The organism is Shimia sp. MMG029, assembly GCF_027947445.1.
Taxonomy (GTDB): Bacteria; Pseudomonadota; Alphaproteobacteria; order Rhodobacterales; family Rhodobacteraceae; genus Shimia.
This window is the reverse complement of record NZ_JAQJIM010000001.1, coordinates 354085-374479: the sequence shown is the minus strand read 5'-3', so window position 1 is coordinate 374479 and position 20395 is coordinate 354085. Positions and strand designations below refer to the sequence as shown.

21 protein-coding genes are annotated in these 20395 nt (G+C 57.4%); 13 read left to right on the top strand and 8 right to left on the bottom strand.

The features are described 5' to 3' along the window. Positions 1-90 precede the first annotated feature (90 nt). From secG to PJL69_RS01825, 8 genes are all read left to right on the top strand, one after another. Positions 91-453 carry a preprotein translocase subunit SecG gene (gene secG / locus PJL69_RS01860; protein ID WP_271308137.1) on the top strand — a complete coding sequence of 121 codons (363 nt, stop codon included), beginning with the start codon at positions 91-93 and terminating at the stop codon, positions 451-453. Between the two features lie 240 nt (positions 454-693). After that, positions 694-2337, top strand: a complete 1644-nt coding sequence (locus tag PJL69_RS01855; RefSeq protein ID WP_271308136.1) for a CTP synthase — start codon at positions 694-696, stop codon at positions 2335-2337. 251 nt (positions 2338-2588) lie between these two features. After that, the gene (locus PJL69_RS01850; protein WP_271308135.1) at positions 2589-3458 is read left to right on the top strand and encodes an ATPase; all 870 of its coding nucleotides are present in this window, start codon (positions 2589-2591) and stop codon (positions 3456-3458) included. Between the two features lie 41 nt (positions 3459-3499). Beyond that, positions 3500-4444 (top strand): homoserine O-succinyltransferase, encoded by a 945-nt coding sequence (locus PJL69_RS01845; protein ID WP_271308134.1) that lies wholly within the window; start codon positions 3500-3502, stop codon positions 4442-4444. A 77-nt stretch (positions 4445-4521) separates the two neighbouring features. After that, positions 4522-5391, top strand: a complete 870-nt coding sequence (ppk2, locus tag PJL69_RS01840) for a polyphosphate kinase 2 (protein ID WP_271308133.1) — start codon at positions 4522-4524, stop codon at positions 5389-5391. Further along, positions 5384-6001 (top strand): TetR/AcrR family transcriptional regulator, encoded by a 618-nt coding sequence (locus PJL69_RS01835; protein ID WP_271308132.1) that lies wholly within the window; start codon positions 5384-5386, stop codon positions 5999-6001. Before ppk2 ends, PJL69_RS01835 begins: the two co-directional genes overlap by 8 nt. Before the next feature lie 80 nt (positions 6002-6081). Further along, positions 6082-7257 carry an alpha/beta hydrolase gene (locus PJL69_RS01830; protein WP_271308131.1) on the top strand — a complete coding sequence of 392 codons (1176 nt, stop codon included), beginning with the start codon at positions 6082-6084 and terminating at the stop codon, positions 7255-7257. Between the two features lie 296 nt (positions 7258-7553). Then, on the top strand, positions 7554-8039 hold the full coding sequence (locus PJL69_RS01825) for a pseudoazurin (protein ID WP_271308130.1): 486 nt from the start codon (positions 7554-7556) through the stop codon (positions 8037-8039). A 146-nt stretch (positions 8040-8185) separates the two neighbouring features. Here PJL69_RS01825 and rpsI read toward each other — a convergent pair whose 3' ends face one another. The 3 genes from rpsI to PJL69_RS01810 all read right to left on the bottom strand — a co-directional run bounded on the left by rpsI (position 8186) and on the right by PJL69_RS01810 (position 10696). Then, entirely contained in the window at positions 8186-8671 is a 486-nt protein-coding gene (gene rpsI / locus PJL69_RS01820; protein WP_058240297.1) for a 30S ribosomal protein S9, read from the bottom strand. Between the two features lie 3 nt (positions 8672-8674). Then, a complete protein-coding gene (rplM, locus tag PJL69_RS01815) occupies positions 8675-9136 on the bottom strand; it encodes a 50S ribosomal protein L13 (RefSeq protein WP_209079144.1) in 462 nt (153 codons plus the stop codon). Between the two features lie 168 nt (positions 9137-9304). Next, entirely contained in the window at positions 9305-10696 is a 1392-nt protein-coding gene (locus PJL69_RS01810) for an aminotransferase-like domain-containing protein (protein ID WP_271308129.1), read from the bottom strand. 89 nt (positions 10697-10785) lie between these two features. On the opposite strand from PJL69_RS01810, the gene PJL69_RS01805 reads away from it, so the two are divergent. Further along, a complete protein-coding gene (locus PJL69_RS01805; RefSeq protein ID WP_271308128.1) occupies positions 10786-11016 on the top strand; it encodes a DUF1127 domain-containing protein in 231 nt (76 codons plus the stop codon). Positions 11017-11067: 51 nt separating this feature from the next. Here PJL69_RS01805 and PJL69_RS01800 read toward each other — a convergent pair whose 3' ends face one another. Then, positions 11068-11499, bottom strand: coding sequence for a PaaI family thioesterase (locus PJL69_RS01800; RefSeq protein ID WP_271308127.1), 432 nt, complete (start codon positions 11497-11499; stop codon positions 11068-11070). A gap of 56 nt (positions 11500-11555) precedes the next feature. Between PJL69_RS01800 and PJL69_RS01795 the strand changes: the two genes are divergently transcribed. Genes PJL69_RS01795 through gluQRS form a run of 3 tightly spaced genes read left to right on the top strand, consistent with a single transcriptional unit; the run spans position 11556 to position 14637 of the window. Next, complete coding sequence (locus tag PJL69_RS01795) at positions 11556-12341, top strand: enoyl-CoA hydratase (protein WP_271308126.1); 786 nt, start codon at positions 11556-11558, stop codon at positions 12339-12341. A 51-nt stretch (positions 12342-12392) separates the two neighbouring features. Further along, positions 12393-13748, top strand: a complete 1356-nt coding sequence (gene trmFO, locus PJL69_RS01790) for a methylenetetrahydrofolate--tRNA-(uracil(54)-C(5))-methyltransferase (FADH(2)-oxidizing) TrmFO (protein WP_271308125.1) — start codon at positions 12393-12395, stop codon at positions 13746-13748. A 46-nt stretch (positions 13749-13794) separates the two neighbouring features. Further along, positions 13795-14637, top strand: coding sequence for a tRNA glutamyl-Q(34) synthetase GluQRS (gene gluQRS / locus PJL69_RS01785; protein WP_271308962.1), 843 nt, complete (start codon positions 13795-13797; stop codon positions 14635-14637). Here the strand turns inward: gluQRS and hisI are convergent. Beyond that, the gene (hisI, locus tag PJL69_RS01780) at positions 14634-14996 is read right to left on the bottom strand and encodes a phosphoribosyl-AMP cyclohydrolase (protein ID WP_209097400.1); all 363 of its coding nucleotides are present in this window, start codon (positions 14994-14996) and stop codon (positions 14634-14636) included. The two genes, gluQRS and hisI, sit on opposite strands and share 4 nt — an antisense overlap. Positions 14997-15063: 67 nt before the next feature. Between hisI and PJL69_RS01775 the strand changes: the two genes are divergently transcribed. Then, a complete protein-coding gene (locus PJL69_RS01775) occupies positions 15064-15516 on the top strand; it encodes an iron-sulfur cluster assembly scaffold protein (protein ID WP_209097401.1) in 453 nt (150 codons plus the stop codon). Positions 15517-15816: 300 nt separating this feature from the next. On the opposite strand, the gene PJL69_RS01770 is transcribed toward PJL69_RS01775, so the two are convergent. The 3 genes from PJL69_RS01770 to ligA form a co-directional block, all read right to left on the bottom strand. After that, entirely contained in the window at positions 15817-15939 is a 123-nt protein-coding gene (locus PJL69_RS01770) for a hypothetical protein (RefSeq protein ID WP_271308124.1), read from the bottom strand. Positions 15940-16046: 107 nt separating this feature from the next. Continuing rightward, a complete protein-coding gene (gene recG / locus PJL69_RS01765) occupies positions 16047-18137 on the bottom strand; it encodes an ATP-dependent DNA helicase RecG (protein ID WP_271308123.1) in 2091 nt (696 codons plus the stop codon). Beyond that, complete coding sequence (gene ligA / locus PJL69_RS01760; RefSeq protein WP_271308961.1) at positions 18134-20380, bottom strand: NAD-dependent DNA ligase LigA; 2247 nt, start codon at positions 20378-20380, stop codon at positions 18134-18136. Before ligA ends, recG begins: the two co-directional genes overlap by 4 nt. Positions 20381-20395: the final 15 nt, after the last annotated feature.

Genomic DNA, 20395 nt, shown 5'->3' with positions numbered 1-20395 from the left:
ACAAGAGCCACGCGAAACCACCTTGCCCCCCGCGCCAAACTTGCCTACATACCCCGCTAACAAATCCGAACGCTCGCTTTACAGGTCCCAATGGAAAACGTTGTCCTCATCATCCACCTTCTTCTTGCTCTGGCGCTGATTGGCGTCGTTCTGATGCAGCGTTCCGAGGGCGGTGGCCTTGGCATGGGCGGCGGCGGTGGTGCCGTTTCCGGCCGCGCAGCAGCCAGCGCGCTGACCCGCGTAACCTGGGTTCTGGCAGGTGCGTTCATCTGTACGTCGATCGCGCTCACCGTGATCGCGGCCAACAACTCCGCATCGAGCTCCGTATTTGATCGCCTTGGAACACAGGCCCCTGCGGCCGAAGAAACCGCACCGGTGCTGCCTGGCGCAGGCGACTCGCTGCTGCCACCATCTGAGGGTGACAACGCCCCACTGGTGCCGCGCGCCGACTAATTTCTGGCCAGTATGGCCGGTGTATGTGGCCCTCATTTGGGGGCCACTTCTATTTTTGCCCCTCGGGGCACCACCATAGCTTGAGGCACTACGGCCGACCGCAACAGCATCTTGCGGTCCGGTTGCTTTCTTGCTGCGAATCCTATATGACTTAAGTCCCGTGATGCTGGGTCATTTGGCGGTGTGAATCGCCTCGGCTTGGGCGCTGCTACATCGACAATCACGGGAGACGCCAAAGGCATGGCTCGCTACATTTTCATTACGGGTGGGGTTGTTTCATCGCTGGGCAAAGGCCTGGCATCAGCCGCACTGGGCGCGCTGCTGCAGGCGCGTGGCTACACAGTCCGCCTGCGCAAGCTCGACCCCTATCTGAACGTCGATCCGGGCACCATGTCGCCGTTTGAACACGGCGAGGTCTTTGTGACCGACGATGGCGCGGAAACCGATCTCGATCTTGGCCACTATGAGCGCTTCACCGGCGTCCCTGCCCGCATGACCGATTCCGTCTCCTCTGGCCGGATCTATTCCAACGTTCTGGAGAAAGAGCGCCGCGGCGACTATCTGGGCAAAACCATTCAGGTGGTGCCCCACGTCACCAACGAGATCAAAGACTTCCTGCATGTAGGCGACGATGAGGTCGACTTCATGCTCTGTGAAATCGGCGGCACCGTGGGCGACATCGAAGGTCTGCCCTTCTTCGAAGCCATCCGTCAGTTTGCCCACGACAAACCACGCGGCGATGCGATCTTCATGCACCTCACCCTGCTGCCCTATCTCGCAGCCTCTGGCGAGCTGAAGACCAAACCCACCCAGCACTCCGTAAAAGAGCTGCAATCCATCGGCATCGCGCCCGACATTCTGGTCTGCCGCTCCGAGCAGCCGATCCCGGAAAAAGAGCGCGGCAAGATCGCCCTGTTCTGTAACGTGCGCAAAGAGGCCGTTGTGCCCGCCTATGACCTCAAGTCGATCTATGAGGCACCGCTCGCCTATCACCGCGAGGGGCTTGATCAGGCGGTTCTGGATGCTTTCGGCATCGCCCCTGCCCCACGCCCTGATCTCTCTGTCTGGGAAGACGTGAACGACCGTCTGCACAACACCGATGGTCAGGTGAATGTTGCCATCGTTGGCAAATACACCCAGCTCGAAGACGCCTATAAGTCGATCAAAGAAGCGCTCACCCACGGCGGCATGGCCAACCGTGTGAAAGTGAAGGTCAGCTGGGTCGACGCCGAAGTCTTTGACAAAGGTGACGCTGCGCCACATCTGGAAGGCTATGACGCCATCCTGGTGCCCGGCGGCTTTGGCGAGCGCGGCACCGAAGGCAAAATCAAAGCGGCGCAATTTGCCCGCGAGCACAAGATCCCCTACCTCGGCATCTGCCTTGGCATGCAAATGGCGGTGATCGAAGCCGCCCGCAACAAGGCTGGCATCGACGCAGCGGGCTCCGAGGAGTTTGACCACGAAGCTGGCGGCAAACGCTTTGAGCCTGTGGTTTATCACCTCAAGGAATGGGTACAGGGCAACGCCAAAGTCACCCGCAAAGCGACCGACGACAAAGGCGGCACCATGCGCCTTGGCGCCTATGATGCCGCTCTGGCGGAAGGCTCCAAAGTGGCTGAGGTCTATGGCACGCAAGCCATCGAAGAACGTCACCGTCACCGCTATGAGGTCGACATCAAATACCGCGAACAGCTCGAAGAGTGTGGTCTGCGTTTCTCCGGCATGAGCCCAGATGGCCGCCTGCCAGAAATCGTGGAATGGGAAGATCACCCGTGGTTCATCGGCGTCCAGTTCCACCCGGAACTGAAATCCAAGCCGTTTGATCCCCACCCCCTTTTCCGCGATTTCGTGCGCGCCGCCAAAGACAACTCTCGACTGGTCTAAGCAGTACATCAAATTTGAACAAAGGGCATGGCGCAGGTCGTGCCCTTTTTGTTTCGAGGCGCTCAAACCGTGCAACGCCCGATCCGGTAATCTTTCCAGCTTGGCGAAATTTGCACCTACGCAATACCGTCGCGATACAGACGCAATACCGACACGTGTGTTCCCGGTTAACGCCCCCGTTGCGCGATTGCATTTGACCGCCCCGCCCACGCGCAGTACCACCGTGGACGCAAGACAAAAGGGACCCGGCCATGATCTACAAATCAGCGCAAGACTGGCGTGACGCGGCACAGAAAAAAGTGCTGCTCTTTGGCATGTCTGGTTTGGGAAAAACGCATATTTCCAACGCCCTGCGTGGCAACGGCGATTGGTTTCACTACTCGGTCGACTACCGCATCGGCACCCGCTACATGGGTGAACACATTGCTGACAACGCCAAGCGTGAAGCGATGAAAGTTCCTTTTCTGCGCGAGCTGTTGATGACGGATTCGATCTACATCGGCTCCAACATCACCTTCAACAATCTCGCGCCGCTCTCCACCTATCTCGGCAAACCCGGCAACCCCGCTCAGGGCGGCCTGCGGTTTGCCGACTACATGGCGCGGCAAGAGCAACATCGCACGGCAGAGATTGCCGCATTGATGGATACAAAACTGTTTATCGACCGTGCGCATGACCTCTATGGCTATGATCACTTTGTCTGCGACACCGGCGGTTCGATCTGCGAAGTGGTTGATCCCGAAGATGCCAATGATCCGGTCCTGACGGCGCTGTCCGAGAACACTTTGATGGTCTGGCTCAAAGGTACAGAGGCCCATTCCGAAGCACTGGTAAAGCGCTTTGATCGCGCCCCTAAGCCTATGTATTACCAGCCGGAATTCCTGCTTTCTGCCTGGAGTGACTATCTCGGCGAAACCGGCCAGACAGAAAGCAGCGTTGATCCTGACGCCTTTGTGCGGTGGACCTATGCCCGTGCCCTTGCCCACCGCCAGCCGCGCTATGCGGCCATGGCAAAATGGGGCATCACTATCACGCCTGAAAGCGTTGCAACCGTTGCCACAGCGGATGATTTCAATGATGTGATCGCCGCAGCCCTTGAGGACCAAGCCCGCGCCGCTTAAGAATCGGCGTTCCTGTAATTTTTTAGACTTGCGAGACTGACATGCCTATCAAGATCCCAGCCGACCTCCCCGCCTTTGACGTGCTCAAGCACGAAGGCGTCATGGTCATGGCCGAAGATCAGGCTGCCCGTCAGGACATTCGCCCCATGCGGATTGGCCTGCTCAATCTGATGCCCAAAAAGATACAGACCGAAAACCAATTCGCCCGCCTGATTGGTGCCAATCCACTGCAGATCGAACTCTCGCTCATCCGCATGAGCGAGCACAAAACCCGCAACACAGCCGCCTCTCACATGGCCGAATTTTACCGGCCCTTTCAGGAGGTTAAGGCAAGTGGTGAGAAGTTTGATGGGCTGATCATCACCGGTGCGCCAATTGAACATCTGGCCTTTGAGGACGTCACCTATTGGGAGGAACTCTGCGAAGTCTTTGACTGGACCCGCACCCATGTGCACTCCACCTTCGGCGTCTGCTGGGGTGGCATGGCGATGATAAACTATTTCCACGGTGTCAAAAAACACATCCTCGATCACAAAGCCTTTGGCTGTTTCCGTCACCAGAATCTGGCGCATGCCTCGCCATTTTTGCGCGGCTTTTCAGATGATTGCGTGATCCCGGTGAGTCGTTGGACAGAAGTCCGTCAGGATGAAATAGACGCGGCACCAGGCCTGAATACACTGCTGCACAGTGCAGAGGTTGGCCCCTGTCTGGTCGAAGCCCCAGAAAGCCGAGATCTCTTTATTTTCAACCACTTCGAATATGACAGTGACACGTTGAAGCAAGAGTATGACCGCGACGTTGCGGAAGGCACGCCAATCAATGTGCCGACAAACTACTACCCGGACGACAATCCGGCCAACCCGCCGCAGAACCGCTGGCGCAGCCACGCGCATCTTCTTTATGGCAACTGGATTTCAGAGCTTTATCACACCACACCATTTGACATGACCCGTATCGGTCAAGAGATCACCGACCTGCGCGGCTAAGCGCAGGCTGCTGCCCCAGCGCGGGAGATTGCACTCCCGCCCAAGGCGTCCCATATTAGGGAAAACGGAGATGTTTCATGGACTTGCCATTTGACGGTGCCATCAGCGCGTATTTCAAAGACGAGGCGCCAAAGCCAATACGTGAGGCCATCGAAGCGGCAGACAAGAATGACATCCTGAGCGAAAGCTACCCGCATTCCGAACGCCTGAGTCGCAAGAATTACGAAGCCGACCTTGAGTCCTTACAGATCGAGCTTGTCAAAATGCAGCATTGGGTGCGCGAAAGTGGCGCGCGCGTAGCGATGGTCTTTGAGGGTCGGGATGCCGCTGGTAAAGGCGGCACTATCAAACGCTTCCGCGAAAACCTGAACCCACGTGGCGCACGTGTGGTGGCGCTTTCCAAACCCACCGAGGCCGAACAGTCTCAGTGGTATTTTCAGCGTTATATCAACCACCTACCCTCCGGCGGAGAGATCGCCTTCTTTGATCGCAGCTGGTACAATCGTGGTGTTGTGGAGAAGGTTTTCGGCTTTACGGACGATGTCGATCGCGTGCGGTTCTTCAACCAGGCGCCCGGTTTTGAACAGGCGCTGGTGGATGATGGTGTCTATCTTTTCAAGTTCTGGCTCAACGTCGGGCGTGCCGAGCAACTGCGCCGATTTCTTGACCGGGAACGAGATCCGCTAAAGCAATGGAAACTCAGCTGGATTGATGTGGAAGGCCTCAAACGGTGGGATGCCTACACAACCGCAATCGCAGAAACGCTCACCAGCTGTCACAGCGCCCATGCCCCCTGGACGGTGATCCGCTCTGATGACAAACGCCGTGCGCGTCTGAGCGCCATCCGTACGGTTCTTCACGCGTTGCCGTATGACAGAAAAGATCAGCAAGCCATTGGTGAGATTGACACTTCTGTCTGCGGTGGACCGGATATCTGGGATGCCTAAACGCGGATACCATCACGGCAACCTGCGGCAAGCTCTGGTTGAAGCAGCCTTGAGCTTGATTGAGGCAAAGGGCCCCACCGGTTTCACCCTGTCTGAGGCTGCCAAGACCGCTGGCGTGACGCCAGCTGCGGTCTATCGTCATTTTGAAGGACGCGAAGACCTGATCGCGGAGGCAGCACGTCAAGGCTATGAAATCTTCGCCGATCTTATGCAATACGCCTTTGACAAAGGGCAGCCGTCTGCACTGGCCTCCTTTGAGGCAACCGGCCGGGCCTACCTCGCCTTTGCGCGCAAGTATCCCGGGCACTATATTGCGATGTTTGAGAGCGGGATCTCCGTGAACCGCACCCCGGAATTGGCAGCGGTTGCTGCACGCGCACGAGGGGTGATGGAGCACGCAGCCGCGGAACTTTCCAAGCACATCCCCCCGGAAAAACGCCCGCCTGCCAGCATGTTCTCCGCCCATGTCTGGGCCATGAGCCACGGTGTTGTCGAACTCTATGCGCGAAACTCGCCCGGTACTCAAAGCCCCTTTGCCCCAGAGGATTTGCTGGAAAGCGGTATCGGTGTTTACCTGCGGGGGCTTGGATTAATCACACCGGATTCATGATCAGATTTGTTTTCATCACAGCTTCACTAGCCACTCTGCTCACTGCTTGCGGTGAAAAACTATATAATGAAATCAAACTGATGCCGTCTCCTGTGGTATACACTTCGGGGGCATTTGACCCTCTCGGTGATCGCAGCGGGCAGGAACTGGAACGACAGTCGACACTCTTTTACGCAACCGACCGCGCACCTGCTACCCCCGAAGACAGGGCCGAATTTTATGCCAACCAGCGCGGCGGCCCGCTGAGAGTGGGCACTGCTGTTGTGGCGATGGACCCACCGGTGCAAACGCTACAAGAGCTGCATACGCTCACCACCAGTGCTGAGCGCGACCGTGACCGCACGCTTTCCGTTCGAAAGGTCGATGAAATCGGCCCCCTCAAAGTCAACACGCCCAATCCGCTCGCCAATCCGGCATCCGCTGACGTCCTAGCACAAGCCAGTGTGACATTTCGTCGAGAAATCAACCAGCAACTGGCGCGCACTGGCAGCCGCGACGCCTATATCTACATTCACGGCTACAATGTGGATTTTGCCTATCCGACGCTGGCCTCCAAAGAACTACAGCATTTCTTGGGGTATCGCGGCGCTTTTATCAGCTACAATTGGCCCGCCACCCCCAATCGGTTTGCCTACCTGCGTGATCTTGAAACCGCTCAGGCCACACGCCGCAACCTGCGCGGCCTGATCGAATACCTCTCCTCAGAAACCGATGTGCAACGTGTCCACCTGATTGGCTACAGCGCAGGATCCCGGCTGACCTTTGAAACCGTTTATCAAATCGCGCTCATGTCCAAAACCGGAGAAAGTCGGGCAAGACTTGGGCAAGTCATACTGATTGGCAGTGATCTGGACCGCCATTACTTTACCGAAGCGATTGCTGATGGGCTGCTGAACAGTGTCGACCAACTGTCGATTTACATGTCAGCCAGTGACAGCGCCTTGGCCATGTCCCGTCTGCTTTTTGGTGAAAACCGTTTGGGCCAGTTTTCAGAAGTCACTGAAGAGACGCGTGACAATGCCGCCAAACTCGCCGCAATCGACAAATTATCCCTCATCAATGTCACCAACGCAGAGGGGGCTGCCCTCGGCAATGGACATTGGTATTTTCGCTCCTCCCCATGGGCAAGCAGCGATATTTTTCTGACCTTATTGACAGGCAAACCGCCCGCTGCACGTGGCCTTGAGCGCCTCGAAGGAGAGGCAACCTGGCAGTTTCCAGACGACTATCCGCAACGGCTCACACAGCTGCAATGACGGGAAAATTTTCTCGCGATGGATTCAAAGTTCTCCGTCGTCACATGCTGATACGCTGCGCGATCAGGCTAACCCAAAGTAAACGGCCCCGCTTTGCCCCCCTGCGCGCTGAGCATCCCTCCTGAAACACGGAAACTATGGGACAATCTGCCCCAACGTCGTAGCCCATTTCTGATTGCTCCTCCTTTCGACGGCCCATAGGTAATTACCAGCCATAGGAGAGCGAAAAACGCTCCTAGCGCCAAGAAACAGGCCTTTCGCCTTTTGGCGCCGGCCAGTTACACGAGAAAGCTGATATGACTATTCAAATCAATCGCCGCCAGTTGATGCTTGCGGGCGCTGCGCTCTTGGTCGCACGCCCTTCTTTTGCGCAATCCACCATAGACATCGAAATGCTCAACAAAGATCCAGACGACAAAAAGCGCCGCATGATCTTTAAGCCACTCATTCAAGTGGTTCAGCCCGGCGACACAGTGCGCTTTGTATCGGTTGACAAGGGGCACAACACTCAATCCGTCGACGGCATGCTCCCTGACGGGGCCGAAGAGTGGAAAAGCAAAATCAGCAAGGATTTTGAAGTCACACTGACCGTGCCCGGTTTTTACGGGTATAAATGCACCCCGCACACGGCCATGGGCATGGTGGGTCTGATTATCGTGCAAGGCGACGGCATGCTGGACAATTATGAGGCGGCCAAGTCCGTTAAACATAAGAGCCGCATGCAGAAGGTGTGGGATCAAATCTGGGATCAAGTTGACGCCGAAGGTCTCGCACAAGCCTGAGCTCAACGAGCAATCCGAAGGGGCGTCGATGGCGCCCCTTTTGCTTTTTAAGACAGAGCACTGCCGGCGACTTTCATTGAGATGCACCAAAAGCAAAAGGGCCCGCAAAACTGCGAGCCCTTTCTTTTTGGTATGTTGTCCAGCGATTAACGCTTGGAGAACTGGAACGAACGACGCGCTTTGCGCTTACCGTATTTCTTACGTTCCACAACGCGGCTGTCGCGTGTCAGGAAGCCAGCGGCTTTCAGAGGTGCGCGCAGGGAGGGTTCATAAAGCTGCAGAGCTTTAGAAATACCGTGCTTCACCGCACCGGCCTGACCTGTCAGACCGCCACCTTTCACGGTGGCATAGACGTCGAATTCACCTTCTACGCCGGCAACCTGGAAAGGCTGGCGCAGGATCAGCTGCAGAACCGGACGCGCAAAGTACTTGTCCTGGTCTTTGCCGTTCACGATGACCTTGCCAGAACCTGGCTTGATCCAAACGCGGGCAACAGCGTCTTTACGTTTACCGGTCGCGTAGGAGCGGCCCAGTTCGTCGCGCACTGGCTCACGAGGAGCCGCAACTTCTACAACAGCTTCTTCACCGGCTACGGCGTTCAGCTCTTCAAGCGAGTTGATTTGATCAGCCATTGATTAGCTCCGGGTGTTCTTGCTGTTCATGGACTTCACGTCCAGCACTTCAGGGGCCTGTGCTTCATGCGGATGCTCAGCACCAGCGTATACACGCAGGTTGGTCATCTGCTTGCGGGACAGGCGGTTGCCAGGCAGCATGCGCTGAACGGCTTTGGTCACCACGCGCTCTGGGTGCTCGCCTTCCAGGATCTGACCTGCAGTGCGGGATTTGATGCCGCCTGGGTGGCCAGTGTGCCAGTAGTAGTTCTTGTCAGAACGCTTCTTACCGGTCAGCTGGATTTTATCCGCGTTGATCACGATGACATTGTCACCCATGTCCATGTGCGGGGTGAAGGACGCCTTGTGCTTGCCGCGCAGGCGCATGGCGACGATCGAAGCAAGACGGCCCAGCACCACGCCTTCGGCGTCGATGATGATCCATTTCTTCTCGATGTCTGCCGGAGTAGCAGAGAAGGTTTTCATATTAGGTCTTCCAAATTGGTTGACAGGTTGCCCGGGAATCCCGGCAAGCCGGTCTCTCCAGTAATTGATGGGCGGGTTATAAAGCAGCCGCGCGTCACGTCAAGCGGTGTAAAATCGAAATAAACAAACAAAAACAATATCTTAAAAAATAGGTATTATTTTACCCCACTAGTTTTCATTCAAAAGAGGCGGTTTTGACAGCAATCGCGAGACCGTTTCCAATGCGGCCTGCAATTCGCTGACCGGCAATTCCGGTGCAAGGGCAATTCGAACGGCGTTTGGCGCATGCCCATCCGGCAAGGCGTATTCATCCGCAGATTTGATCCGGATGCCTTCTGCATCACACGCCCGCACAAACGTGGACCCGCGCCAGCCTTGGGGCAAACGCAGCCAAATAAATGGTACATCCGGTCGCCATCGAATGTTCCAGCTGCCCAGTATGTTCACAGCCACTCGCACACGCTCATCAATCGCAGCCAACACACGCCGCTTGATGCCATCCGCCTGCCCGTTCAGGATCAGCTCGGCACAGATGTCCAACATCGGTTGCGGCACACCATAGAAATTGGATTGCGCCACATGCCGCGCCTGCTGCGCCCGCCCTTCCGGCGGCACAAGGAAGCCGAAGCGCAAGGCAGAAGAGACCGCTTTGGTCAGCGAGCCAAGATACCAGGTGCGATCCGGGCACAGAACACGGTAAGACGGCACATCGGTTGGGGAAATTGCGTAACAATCATCCTCAACAATCTGCACATTGTACCGACGCGCCAGTGCCGCGATCTCCTGACGTCTTTCCAGCGGCGTGTGAATGGCAGTGGGGCTGTGCGCTTGGGCAGAGGTCATCAATACCTGGCCCCCGTGACGGCGCAACGCCTCTTCCAGCCGATCCGGGCGGATGCCATGTTGATCCAGACCAATGCCAATCACCTCTGCACGCAACAGGCGACAGGCATGGCGTACACCCGGAAAGGTGATCTCTTCGGTCAGCACCACGGGGGACGCCCCATGCAAGCAGGATTGCAAGGCAATCATCGATGCACTCTGCGCGCCAAGGGTCAGCACCACGTCATCCGCTGAAATACGGCCTGCGATGTCTTGTCCGATCCACTGCACGACAGCTGCGCGCGCGACCTTATCTGTTGTTGAATCAGGGCAGAGCAAATAGCGCGATCCATCTTTTAAGGTCTGCGCCATCGCCGCGCGAATGGCCCCGTCTTGTCCCACATCCGGCACGCGTACAGCCCTCAGGTCAATATCGCCGCTCTGACTGTCCGTCACCAAAGGATCCGGATCCGTGACCGGTACATTGCGCCCCTCAGCCACAAAGGTGCCGCGCCCCACGGTGGTTTCCAGGAGCCCTTCTTCCACAGCAAGCTTGTAGGCGCGGGCAACTGTGCCCGGCGTGATGCCCAGATCCCAAGCCAGATCCCGCACCGTGGGAAGCCTTTCCCCAACAGGCAATTGACCGCCATGAACGGCACAACGAAGAGATTGTATCAATACTAGGTACTTCGGATCGGTACAATTATCAAAATTAGGCGGCCATATTGTATCAGTCACAATGTTTTCCTCGCCATTGTATCGCACCAAAGTTAGAAAGGCAGTGTAACAAATTTAAGGATTGTATCAATACAATATTGGAGACGACCATGACAATGACCACAACACACCTCGAAAGCCTGTCCAGCCACGCCGCCAATGCGCAACTTCCTGTTGCCGCACGCCTCGCGCTGTCTTTCGCAGCTGTGGTCACCGCATGGGATCAGCGCGCACGCACACGTCGTGCCCTCTCCAAACTCGACGAAGCGCAGCTCAAAGACATCGGCGTATCGCTTAGTGACGCCCGCGCGGAAGTCGAGAAAAAGATGTGGCAAATCTGACTTCTGTCAGTTGCCTCTTCCCCCCTGGGCCGGGTTTATCCCGGCCTTTTTTTATGCTGTCATTTTCTTTGGAGGTATGGCGTAAGTCATATTGGCACGCGCGACCGGTTCGTCCTCGCCCTCTGAAAACAAAAGGACATGCGTCACCGACATCGTTTTTCCCAGTTTCAACAATTCGGCTTTCGCAACCAGATCCTTACCAGCGGCAGGTTTGCGCATAAAATCGAGCGAACAACTTGTGGTCACGGTCAACGCCTCACGCCCGATCCGTGCCATGGTCGCCACATAGGCGGCCACATCTGCCAGCGTGAACATCGACGGACCAGACACCGTGCCACCGGGGCGCAAATTCTCTTCTGTGATGCGCATCCGCATAACGGTATGCACCCCATCCAAATGCTCAACATGAAAGAGATCGCCCACCTGCGGGAACACTTCTTTCAGAAACTCCGTCATTTCTTCTGCACTCATCACAGCTTGCATGCTTTTCCTCCCTGCCCTCTGGCGTTACCGTTGCCGCAAACGTCAGGGAGGGCAAGATGACAATTCTGGAACGTCACGACACAAACGCGGTGGCGCATTTGAGGATGAACGCACCGAGCCGACTCAACGCTCTGTCTGACGAAATGCTCGCCGCATTGCAGGATCAGTTTGAGGTGCTGGCGGAAGACAAAAGCATTCGCGCGATCATACTGTCAGGCAGCGGCAAAGCCTTCTGTGCGGGCCATGATCTCAAGCAGATGACCGCCGGACGGCAATCACATGATGGCGGCAAAGCCTATTTCAAAGACCTCTTCACCCGCTGCGCCACCATGATGCAGACCATCCGGCGCCTGCCCCAACCAGTCATCGCCCAAGTGCACGGCATTGCCACCGCCGCAGGCTGCCAGCTTGTGGCAAGCTGCGATATGGCGGTGGCTTCCGAGGGCACTCGCTTTGGCGTCAATGGTGTTAATATCGGCCTGTTTTGCTCCACCCCCATGGTGGCGCTCAGCCGCAATATCCCGCGCAAACAAGCCTTTGAAATGCTAACCACTGGCCAGTTTATAAACGCCTCACGCGCCGAAGCTCTCGGGCTGGTCAACCGAGTAGTGCCGCAAGACCAATTGGCTTCTGCCACAGAAGAGGTTGCCCAAACCGTCGCCGCCAAACTTGGTGTCGCTGTGAAAATTGGCAAACAGGCTTTCTATGAGCAGCTTCAGATGCCACTCTCTGAGGCCTACGACTATACTGGCGATGTGATGGTGCAAAACATGCTCTGGCTGGAAACCGAAGCCGGGATCAACGCATTCCTCAACAAAGAAACACCCAAATGGGAACAATAGACCCCTCCTTGCCCCTTCCCAAATAGCGCAGCGTCGCCTATGTCCGCCCCCATGACACAGACATTGCATATCATTGGCGGCGGCATGGCCGGTGCAGAGGCCGCGTGGCAAGCGGCGAACATGGGCGTTCAGGTGGTGATCCACGAGATGCGCCCAAAGGTGGAAACCTTTGCCCATCGCACCGGGCATCTGGCGGAGATGGTCTGCTCCAACTCCTTCCGCTCTGACGATGATGAGCAAAACGCCGTGGGCCTGTTGCATTGGGAAATGCGCGCCGCCAATGGCTTGATCATGTCCAAGGCCGATGAGCATCGCCTGCCCGCCGGTGGCGCGCTCGCGGTGGACCGCGACCCCTTTGCAGAGTCTGTGACAGACGCGCTTGTGGCGCACCCCAGTGTCACAGTCGAATACGGCGAAATCACCGAGCTGCCCAGCGATGGCCACTGGATCATCGCCACCGGCCCGCTGACTTCCACTGCGCTTGGCGCGGCCATTCAAGCCGAAACCGGCGCGGACCGTCTGGCGTTTTTTGATGCCATCGCCCCGATTGTCTATGCCGAGAGCATCGACATGGATGTGGCCTGGCTTCAATCACGCTACGACAAAGGCGAAACCGAAGAAGAGCGCAAAGCCTACCTCAACTGCCCGATGACCAAAGACCAATATGAGGCTTTCATCGACGCACTGCTTGCGGCGGACAAAACCGAATTCCACGAAGGCGAAACTGCTGGCTACTTTGACGGCTGCCTGCCGATCGAGGTGATGGCCGAGCGCGGGCGCGAAACCCTGCGCTTTGGCCCGATGAAACCAGTGGGGCTGACCAACGTCCACAAACCGGATGACAAGCCTTATGCGGTGGTTCAACTTCGTCGTGATAACGCTTTGGGAACGCTTTATAATATCGTTGGTTTTCAGACCAAGATGAAATACGGCGCGCAGACCGAGGTGTTCAAAATGATCCCCGGTCTGGAGAACGCCTCCTTCGCACGCCTTGGTGGCATCCACCGCAACACTTTCATCAATTCGCCCACCCTTCTGGACGATCAGATGCGCCTCAAATCGCGCCCCAACATCCGCTTTGCCGGACAAGTCACGGGGGTTGAGGGCTATGTGGAGAGCGCAGCCATGGGTTTGCTCGCGGGCCGCCTTGCCGCCGCTGAAATCCTCGGCGCACCACTCCCAACCGCACCGCTGAACACCGCAATGGGCGCGCTTGTGCATCACATCACCGGCGGCGCGGAGGCAAAAACCTTCCAGCCGATGAACGTGAACTTCGGCCTGTTCCAGCCGGTGGATGGCCTCAAAGGGGGCCGCCGCGGCCGCAAAGACCGCTACAAAGCCTATACCGACCGCGCCAAAGCCGACTGGCAGGCGTGGCTCGATGCGCAGGCAACGGTAGACGCCTAAATCCCATCGCCCTAGGGTGGCGCAAACTGACAAGCGACAGACCATCGTGACCTACATCACCCGCTTTGCGCCTTCCCCAACCGGCCCTCTACATCTGGGCCATGCCTTTTCTGCGCTGCTTGCGCATGACACAGCGCGCGCCGCAGGTGGGAAATTTCTGCTACGCATTGATGATCTGGATCAGTCCCGCGCCCGTTCCGCGTGGGAAGAGCAAATCTATGAGGATCTGCACTGGCTCGGGATTACTTGGGATAGCCCAGTGCGCAAACAATCTGATCACTTTGCCGACTACCATTTGGCGCTAAGACAATTGCGCGACATGGGGCTGACCTATGAGTGCATCTGCACCCGTCGTGATATTGAGGCCGCCGCCAGCGCGCCACAGGAAGGTGTGCCGGAGTTCGGCCCGGACGGGCGCATCTATCCTGGAACCTGCCGCCACGCCCATCACGCCCCGCAAGACGCGACTTGCACGCGGCTTGATATGGAGAAGGCCTGCGCATTGGCCCTACCTGTCTCTTATGAAGAACAAGGTCCGCTGCACACCGGCACGCACCGGCTGGTTGCCCAAAGGCTGATCTCTCACGTGGGGGATGTGGTGCTTGCGCGGCGCAATATGGCCGCCTCCTACCACCTCTCGGTGGTCCTTGATGACGCGGCAACCGATGTCACCCACATCATCCGCGGCGCTGACCTTTTTGAGGCCACGGCAATCCACGCACTTCTTCAGGCGTTGCTCAAGCTGCCGACACCGAGCTATCACCACCACGATCTGATCCGCGACGCCACAGGCAAGCGCCTTGCCAAACGCGACGACGCCCGTGCCATCGCAAAATACCGCGCAGACGGCGCCAGCCCGGCAGACATCCGCACGATGGTCGGCCTTTAGTCGGCCATCGGCGCCATCAACTCCACGTTCTGACCATCGCGCACAGCGGTATAAAAGCATGTGCGGCGATTGGTGTGACACGCTGCACCAACCTGTTTGATCAACACCAAGATACAGTCCTGATCGCAGTCATAGCGGAAATCGACAAGCTCCTGCGTATGGCCCGAAGTTTCGCCTTTGATCCAAAATGACTGACGCGAGCGACTCCAATATGTTACCCGCTTGGTCTCAAGCGTTTTCTGGACCGCTTCCACATTCATCCAGGCCATCATCAGCACTTCGCCAGTCTCGCTGTCCTGCGCAATTGCCGGGATCAGACCAGCTTCGTTGTAGGTCAGCGAATTTGGGTCAAATTCCATACCTTCGTCCCCTTTGCATACCGTGTTTTCCTCTCTATCTAGGAATGACGCAGCAAAGGAAACAGCGATGTCCGGCGAAACCGACCTGATCAAGCTTTACTCTGGCCAGATCCTGCAATTGGCAGCCTCTATTCCGCACACGGATCGCCTGCCGGAGCCAGACGCCACCGTCAAAAAACGCTCCCCACTGTGTGGCTCCACTGTCACCGTCGATGTCACGGTCACTGACGGCGTGATAAGTGCCTTTGGTCAGGATGTGAAAGCCTGCGCCCTTGGTCAGGCTGCCGCTTCGGTGGTCGGGGCCAATGTGATTGGCAGAAGTCGTGTTGAAATTGAAGGCGCGCGCGATGCGCTCAAAGAGATGCTAAAACAGGATGGGCCCACACCGGCCGCCCCCTTTGATGGTCTCGAAGTCTTACGTCCTGCCCGAGACTACAAAAACAGGCATGCCTCTATCCTGCTCGCGCTTGAAGCCACTGCCGAAGCCTTTGAAGCCGCAGAACAGGTGAACTGCGCTTAAGGCCCTTAACGCCTTCACGCGCTGCTGCATCACGCCTCTGACCAGCGCCTAAACTGCATCCCACAACAGAAAAAAACCGCCGCACTTCCGAAGAAGGCGGCGGCGAGGCCAAACGTGTTCACGTGGGACCTGAGCCATCTACATGGGGGAGGCAGATCCCCAAGAGGACTTGGAACAGGCAGTTTCAGTCAGAACGCATCAAAGGGGGACAGATGCGTAGATGGCTCAGCGTGAAGCCCGCAGGCAATAAGATGAGACGCATCCCGTCTCAGTGGCACAGAAAGACAAAAATCGAACAGTTCACACAAAGCCGGGCACATGCAGCGCAAGCACCAGCATGATCACCAGAGCGACCCCACCAACAGCATCCTGCAACAGCGTGTCACCTGAATTGCGAACCACCGATTTGATTTGCTGCATCATTGGATCTCTCCTTCTCCCTCAACTTTGTTGCCTATTTGTTCTCACACACCACGATTCGAGTAAAGAACTTTTTGAGAACAAAAGGGAACATTTGTGGAATTCTTTGATTAACCCACTGAAATCAAACGGATTGCCTGATCCTGCTCCATAAGCCAAAGAAGAACACGCGCTGCCTGCCCACGTTCTGTTTCCAGCGTCGGGTCATCGTGCAACAGCTTGCGGGCATCACTTTGCGCAACCGCCATCAGGCTCGCCTGACTCTCCACATCTGCGATGCGGAACCGCGGCAAACCGGATTGGGCGGTGCCAATAAGATCTCCTGCCCCTCGCATCTGCAGATCGGTTTCCGCAATGACAAAGCCATCCTCGCTCTCGCGCAGCACCTTCAGGCGTTTCTCCCCGCTTTCAGTCAGTGGGGCCTGATACATCAGCAAACAAGTCGAGGCCTGAGAGCCACGCCCAACCCGCCCACGCAGCTGGTGCAGCTGCGCCAGACCAAATGCCTCAGCACGCTCTATCACCATGATCGTGGCATTGGGCACATCCACCCCAACCTCAATCACCGTGGTTGCGACAAGCACCTGCGTCTCACCAGCCTGAAACGCCGCCATGGCCGCGTCTTTCTCCTCAGGCGGCATTTGCCCGTGCACAAGCCCGACAACACCCTCTCCAAGCGCAGCCCGCAGCGCTTTGAAACGCACATCCGCTGCGGTGTAGTCCACCCGTTCGCTCTCTTCGACAAGCGGACAGACCCAATAGGCCTGTTTGCCCTCAGACACGGCCTTTTGCAGGTGCCCCACCACCTCTTCCATGCGGGCGGTAGATACCAGCGCGGTGGTGATTGGCTGTCGCCCTGGCGGTTTCTCATCCAGAATGGACACTTCCATATCGCCATATTGCGCCAGTGCCAGACTGCGCGGGATGGGGGTGGCGGTCATCACCAACACATCCGCGCCAGCACCCTTTTTGCCCAGTTCCAAACGCTGGCGCACGCCAAAGCGGTGCTGTTCGTCAATAATGGCCAGCCGCAAGTCCTGAAAATGTACATCCTGCTGAAACACCGCATGGGTGCCGACCAGAATGTGAATGTCTCCACGGGCCAGCGCCTCGAGCTTGGCCTTGCGCTCTTTGCCTTTATCTCGTCCGGTCAGCACTTCCAGCACGACGCCGGCGCTCTCCGCCAGCGGCTTCAAGCCGGCCATGTGCTGGCGCGCCAAAATCTCCGTTGGGGCCATCATCACGCCCTGCCCGCCAGCCTCTACGGCGATCAGCAGCGCCATGAAGGCCACCAGCGTTTTGCCTGCCCCCACATCGCCTTGCAGCAAGCGGTTCATACGGCTCTCGTCGGCCATGTCGCGTGAGATCGCCGCAATCGCCCGATCCTGCGCGCCTGTTGGCTTATAAGGCAGCGCCGCGCGCACCTTCGCCTGCAACACTGTTGTTTGCTGCGAAATCACCCCTTTGGCTCGCTGTAGCTGACTGCGCGCCAAGGCCAGCGTGATCTGATGCGCCAGAAATTCATCATAGGCCAGCCGCTCTCGTGCTGGATGATTGGGCGCAACCTGCGCAATCTCTTTGGGATGATGCACCAGATCCATAGCCTCGGTCCAGGAAGGCCATTTCGCCTGATCTTTCTGTGACGGATCAATCCACTCCGCAAAATCCGGCGCTTTGGACAGCGCAGATCGCACGGCCTTAACCATGGTTTTCTGCGACACACCGTGGGTTAGCGGATACACGGGCTCAAACGCAGGGATTTCATCAACCTCATTGGGCGCGACCACATACTCTGGGTGCACCATCTGCGCGACACCATCAAACAGCTCAACCTTGCCAGACACCACGCGCCTTGCGCCCTCTGGCAGGATCTTCTGCAGGTAATCCGTGCGTGCATGAAAGAACACGATCTGAAACGAGGTCATCGCGTCCTGTACCGTGATACGATAAGCCCCGCCCTTGGTGCGCGGCGGTCGATGCGCCCCCACCAAGACCTGCACAGTGACAACTCCCGGCAGCTCCGCCTCAGTCACAGAAAGCTTTTGCGCGCGATCAATCCCGGCATAGGGCAGCTGAAACAGCAGATCCCGTGGCTTGGTGACGTCAATCTGTTCCAGATGCTGCGCCGTTTTTGGCCCAACACCGTCCAGTTTTGTCACATCCGCAAAAAGCGGAAACAGGCTTTCCGGCCGTCCGCTCATAGGCCCTCAATCATCGCTAGCCAGCCATCCTCGTCGATGGTCTCAATTCCCAATTCCTGCGCCTTGGCAGCCTTGCTACCCGCCCCCGGTCCGGCAACCAAAAGATCGGTTTTCTTGGAGACAGAGCCAGACACTTTCGCACCAAGGCTTTCGGCGCGCGCTTTGGCTTCTGCACGAGTCATTTTCTCAAGCGATCCGGTGAAAACCACGGTTTTACCCGCCACCGGACTTTCCTGAGACGGTGCTTCAGGTGGGATAATGTCCAACTCATCCATCAACCGGTCAATGGCTGCGCGTTCTTCGGCGTTGGCAAAAGCATCCGTGAGAGATAGCCCCACAGCAGCACCAATGCCATCAATCCCGGTCAGATCAGCCCAGACCGCCTTCGCCCCCGCAGGCACCTTGCACTCTGCGATCGCCGCATCCCGGCTTTCCTTAACACGTGCCCGACGCCCCTCGCGCTGCGCGGCAATGCGCTCTGCCTCTTCCGCCTGATCCGCCGCACGATGCGCCAGCGCCGCAGGCCGAGAAGTTTCAGCGGCATACACAAGCTTTTCCCAGCTCATGAAATGCAGTGCGAGATCTTTGGCTGCGCTCTCGCCAACATGGCGAATGCCAAGGCTGAACAGCGCCCGCGCAAAGGCGATCTTGCGCTTATCGTTGATGGCCGCAAACAGATTGGCAGCACTCTGGTCACCCCAGCCTTTGCGGTTTTTCAGCTTGTTGAGATTGCCCGCATCCCGGCGTTCCAACGTGAATATCTGTGCGGGTTCGCGGACGGGAAGGTCAGGATCATCAAAGAACATCTCTATCTGCTTCGCGCCCAGACCTTCGATATCAAAGGCTTTTCGCGCCACAAAATGACGCAATTTTTCAATAGCTTGCGCGGCACAAATCATCCCGCCGGTGCAATAGCGCACCGCATCGCCTTCCTCGCGCACCGCAAGCGAGCCACACACCGGACAGCTTTCCGGAAATGCATAACGCGCGGCATCGTCCTTGCGTTTGCTCAAGTCCACATCGGCCACCTTTGGGATCACATCTCCAGCGCGGTAAACCTGCACCCAGTCACCTTCACGGATGTCCTTACCGCCACGGATCTCAGCCCCTTTGCTGTCCCGTCCAACAATGTAGTCTTCATTGTGCAGCGTCGCGTTAGAAACCACCACGCCGCCCACGGTCACAGGCGCCAGCCGCGCCACGGGGCTCAACGCACCAGTGCGCCCCACCTGAATGTCGATCGCCTCAAGCCAGGTCCAGGCAAGCTCCGCCGGGAATTTATGCGCCACGGCCCAACGCGGTGTGGTTGAGCGGAAGCCAAGACGCGCCTGCAAGGCCAATTCGTCCACCTTGTAAACCACGCCATCGATGTCATAGCCGAGACCCGCCCGACCCTCTTCGATCTTGCGATACTGCGCGATCATCTCATCAGCATTGGCGCAAAGCGCGGTCAGATCATTGATCACAAACCCAAAGGACTGAAGCCGTTTGATGGCCGCCATCTGTGTGTCTGCCAGCGGTTCAGAAAGCTCTCCCCAGGCGTAGGCAAAGAACTTCAACGGGCGCGCGCGTGTGACGGATGGATCCAGCTGGCGCAGGCTGCCCGCAGCCGCATTGCGCGGGTTCGCAAACACGGTCAACGCACGTTTTCCAGCCTCGGCGCGTGTTTCGTTTTCCGCCGCTATTCGGGCATTCAGGGCCGCAAAGTCCGCGTGGCTCATGTAGACTTCGCCGCGCACCTCTAGAACCTCCGGCGCATCCGCGATGTTATGTGGGATATCGGCGATGGTTTTGGCGTTTTCGGTAACATTTTCGCCGGTGGTCCCGTCGCCACGTGTCGCCGCATGGACCAATTTGCCATTTTCGTAACGTAACGACAGGCTCAGACCATCAATTTTGGGTTCCGCAGTAAAAGCAAGCGCCCCCGTGCCTTGCCCCAGATATTTGCGGATACGATCAACAAAATCCTCTACATCCTGATCGTCAAACGCATTGCCAAGGCTCAGCATTGGCACCGCATGAGCGATTTTACCAAATCCCTCAGCTGGCGCTGCCCCGACTTGTTCGGTTGGGCTGTCTGCGCGCTTCAGATCAGGGAATCGCGCCTCAATCTCTTGGTTGCGACGTTTCAGACGGTCATAGTCCGCATCTGAAATCGTCGGCGCGTCCGCGCCGTGGTAGTCGCGATTCGCTTGACCCAGCAACGCGGAAAGGCGCCCGAGTTCCTCGCGCGCCTGCTCCATAGTCAATTCTGCAAT

Coding starts and splice junctions, on each gene's coding strand:
- secG (WP_271308137.1), top strand. CDS start 91: ATGGAAAACGTTGTCCTCATCATCCACCTTCTTCTTGCTCTGGCGCTG.
- PJL69_RS01855 (WP_271308136.1), top strand. CDS start 694: ATGGCTCGCTACATTTTCATTACGGGTGGGGTTGTTTCATCGCTGGGC.
- PJL69_RS01850 (WP_271308135.1), top strand. CDS start 2,589: ATGATCTACAAATCAGCGCAAGACTGGCGTGACGCGGCACAGAAAAAA.
- PJL69_RS01845 (WP_271308134.1), top strand. CDS start 3,500: ATGCCTATCAAGATCCCAGCCGACCTCCCCGCCTTTGACGTGCTCAAG.
- ppk2 (WP_271308133.1), top strand. CDS start 4,522: ATGGACTTGCCATTTGACGGTGCCATCAGCGCGTATTTCAAAGACGAG.
- PJL69_RS01835 (WP_271308132.1), top strand. CDS start 5,384: ATGCCTAAACGCGGATACCATCACGGCAACCTGCGGCAAGCTCTGGTT.
- PJL69_RS01830 (WP_271308131.1), top strand. CDS start 6,082: ATGCCGTCTCCTGTGGTATACACTTCGGGGGCATTTGACCCTCTCGGT.
- PJL69_RS01825 (WP_271308130.1), top strand. CDS start 7,554: ATGACTATTCAAATCAATCGCCGCCAGTTGATGCTTGCGGGCGCTGCG.
- rpsI (WP_058240297.1), bottom strand. CDS start 8,671: ATGGCTGATCAAATCAACTCGCTTGAAGAGCTGAACGCCGTAGCCGGT.
- rplM (WP_209079144.1), bottom strand. CDS start 9,136: ATGAAAACCTTCTCTGCTACTCCGGCAGACATCGAGAAGAAATGGATC.
- PJL69_RS01805 (WP_271308128.1), top strand. CDS start 10,786: ATGACAATGACCACAACACACCTCGAAAGCCTGTCCAGCCACGCCGCC.
- PJL69_RS01800 (WP_271308127.1), bottom strand. CDS start 11,499: ATGCAAGCTGTGATGAGTGCAGAAGAAATGACGGAGTTTCTGAAAGAA.
- PJL69_RS01795 (WP_271308126.1), top strand. CDS start 11,556: ATGACAATTCTGGAACGTCACGACACAAACGCGGTGGCGCATTTGAGG.
- trmFO (WP_271308125.1), top strand. CDS start 12,393: ATGACACAGACATTGCATATCATTGGCGGCGGCATGGCCGGTGCAGAG.
- hisI (WP_209097400.1), bottom strand. CDS start 14,996: ATGGAATTTGACCCAAATTCGCTGACCTACAACGAAGCTGGTCTGATC.
- PJL69_RS01775 (WP_209097401.1), top strand. CDS start 15,064: ATGTCCGGCGAAACCGACCTGATCAAGCTTTACTCTGGCCAGATCCTG.
- PJL69_RS01770 (WP_271308124.1), bottom strand. CDS start 15,939: ATGATGCAGCAAATCAAATCGGTGGTTCGCAATTCAGGTGACACGCTG.
- recG (WP_271308123.1), bottom strand. CDS start 18,137: ATGAGCGGACGGCCGGAAAGCCTGTTTCCGCTTTTTGCGGATGTGACA.
- ligA (WP_271308961.1), bottom strand. CDS start 20,380: ATGGAGCAGGCGCGCGAGGAACTCGGGCGCCTTTCCGCGTTGCTGGGT.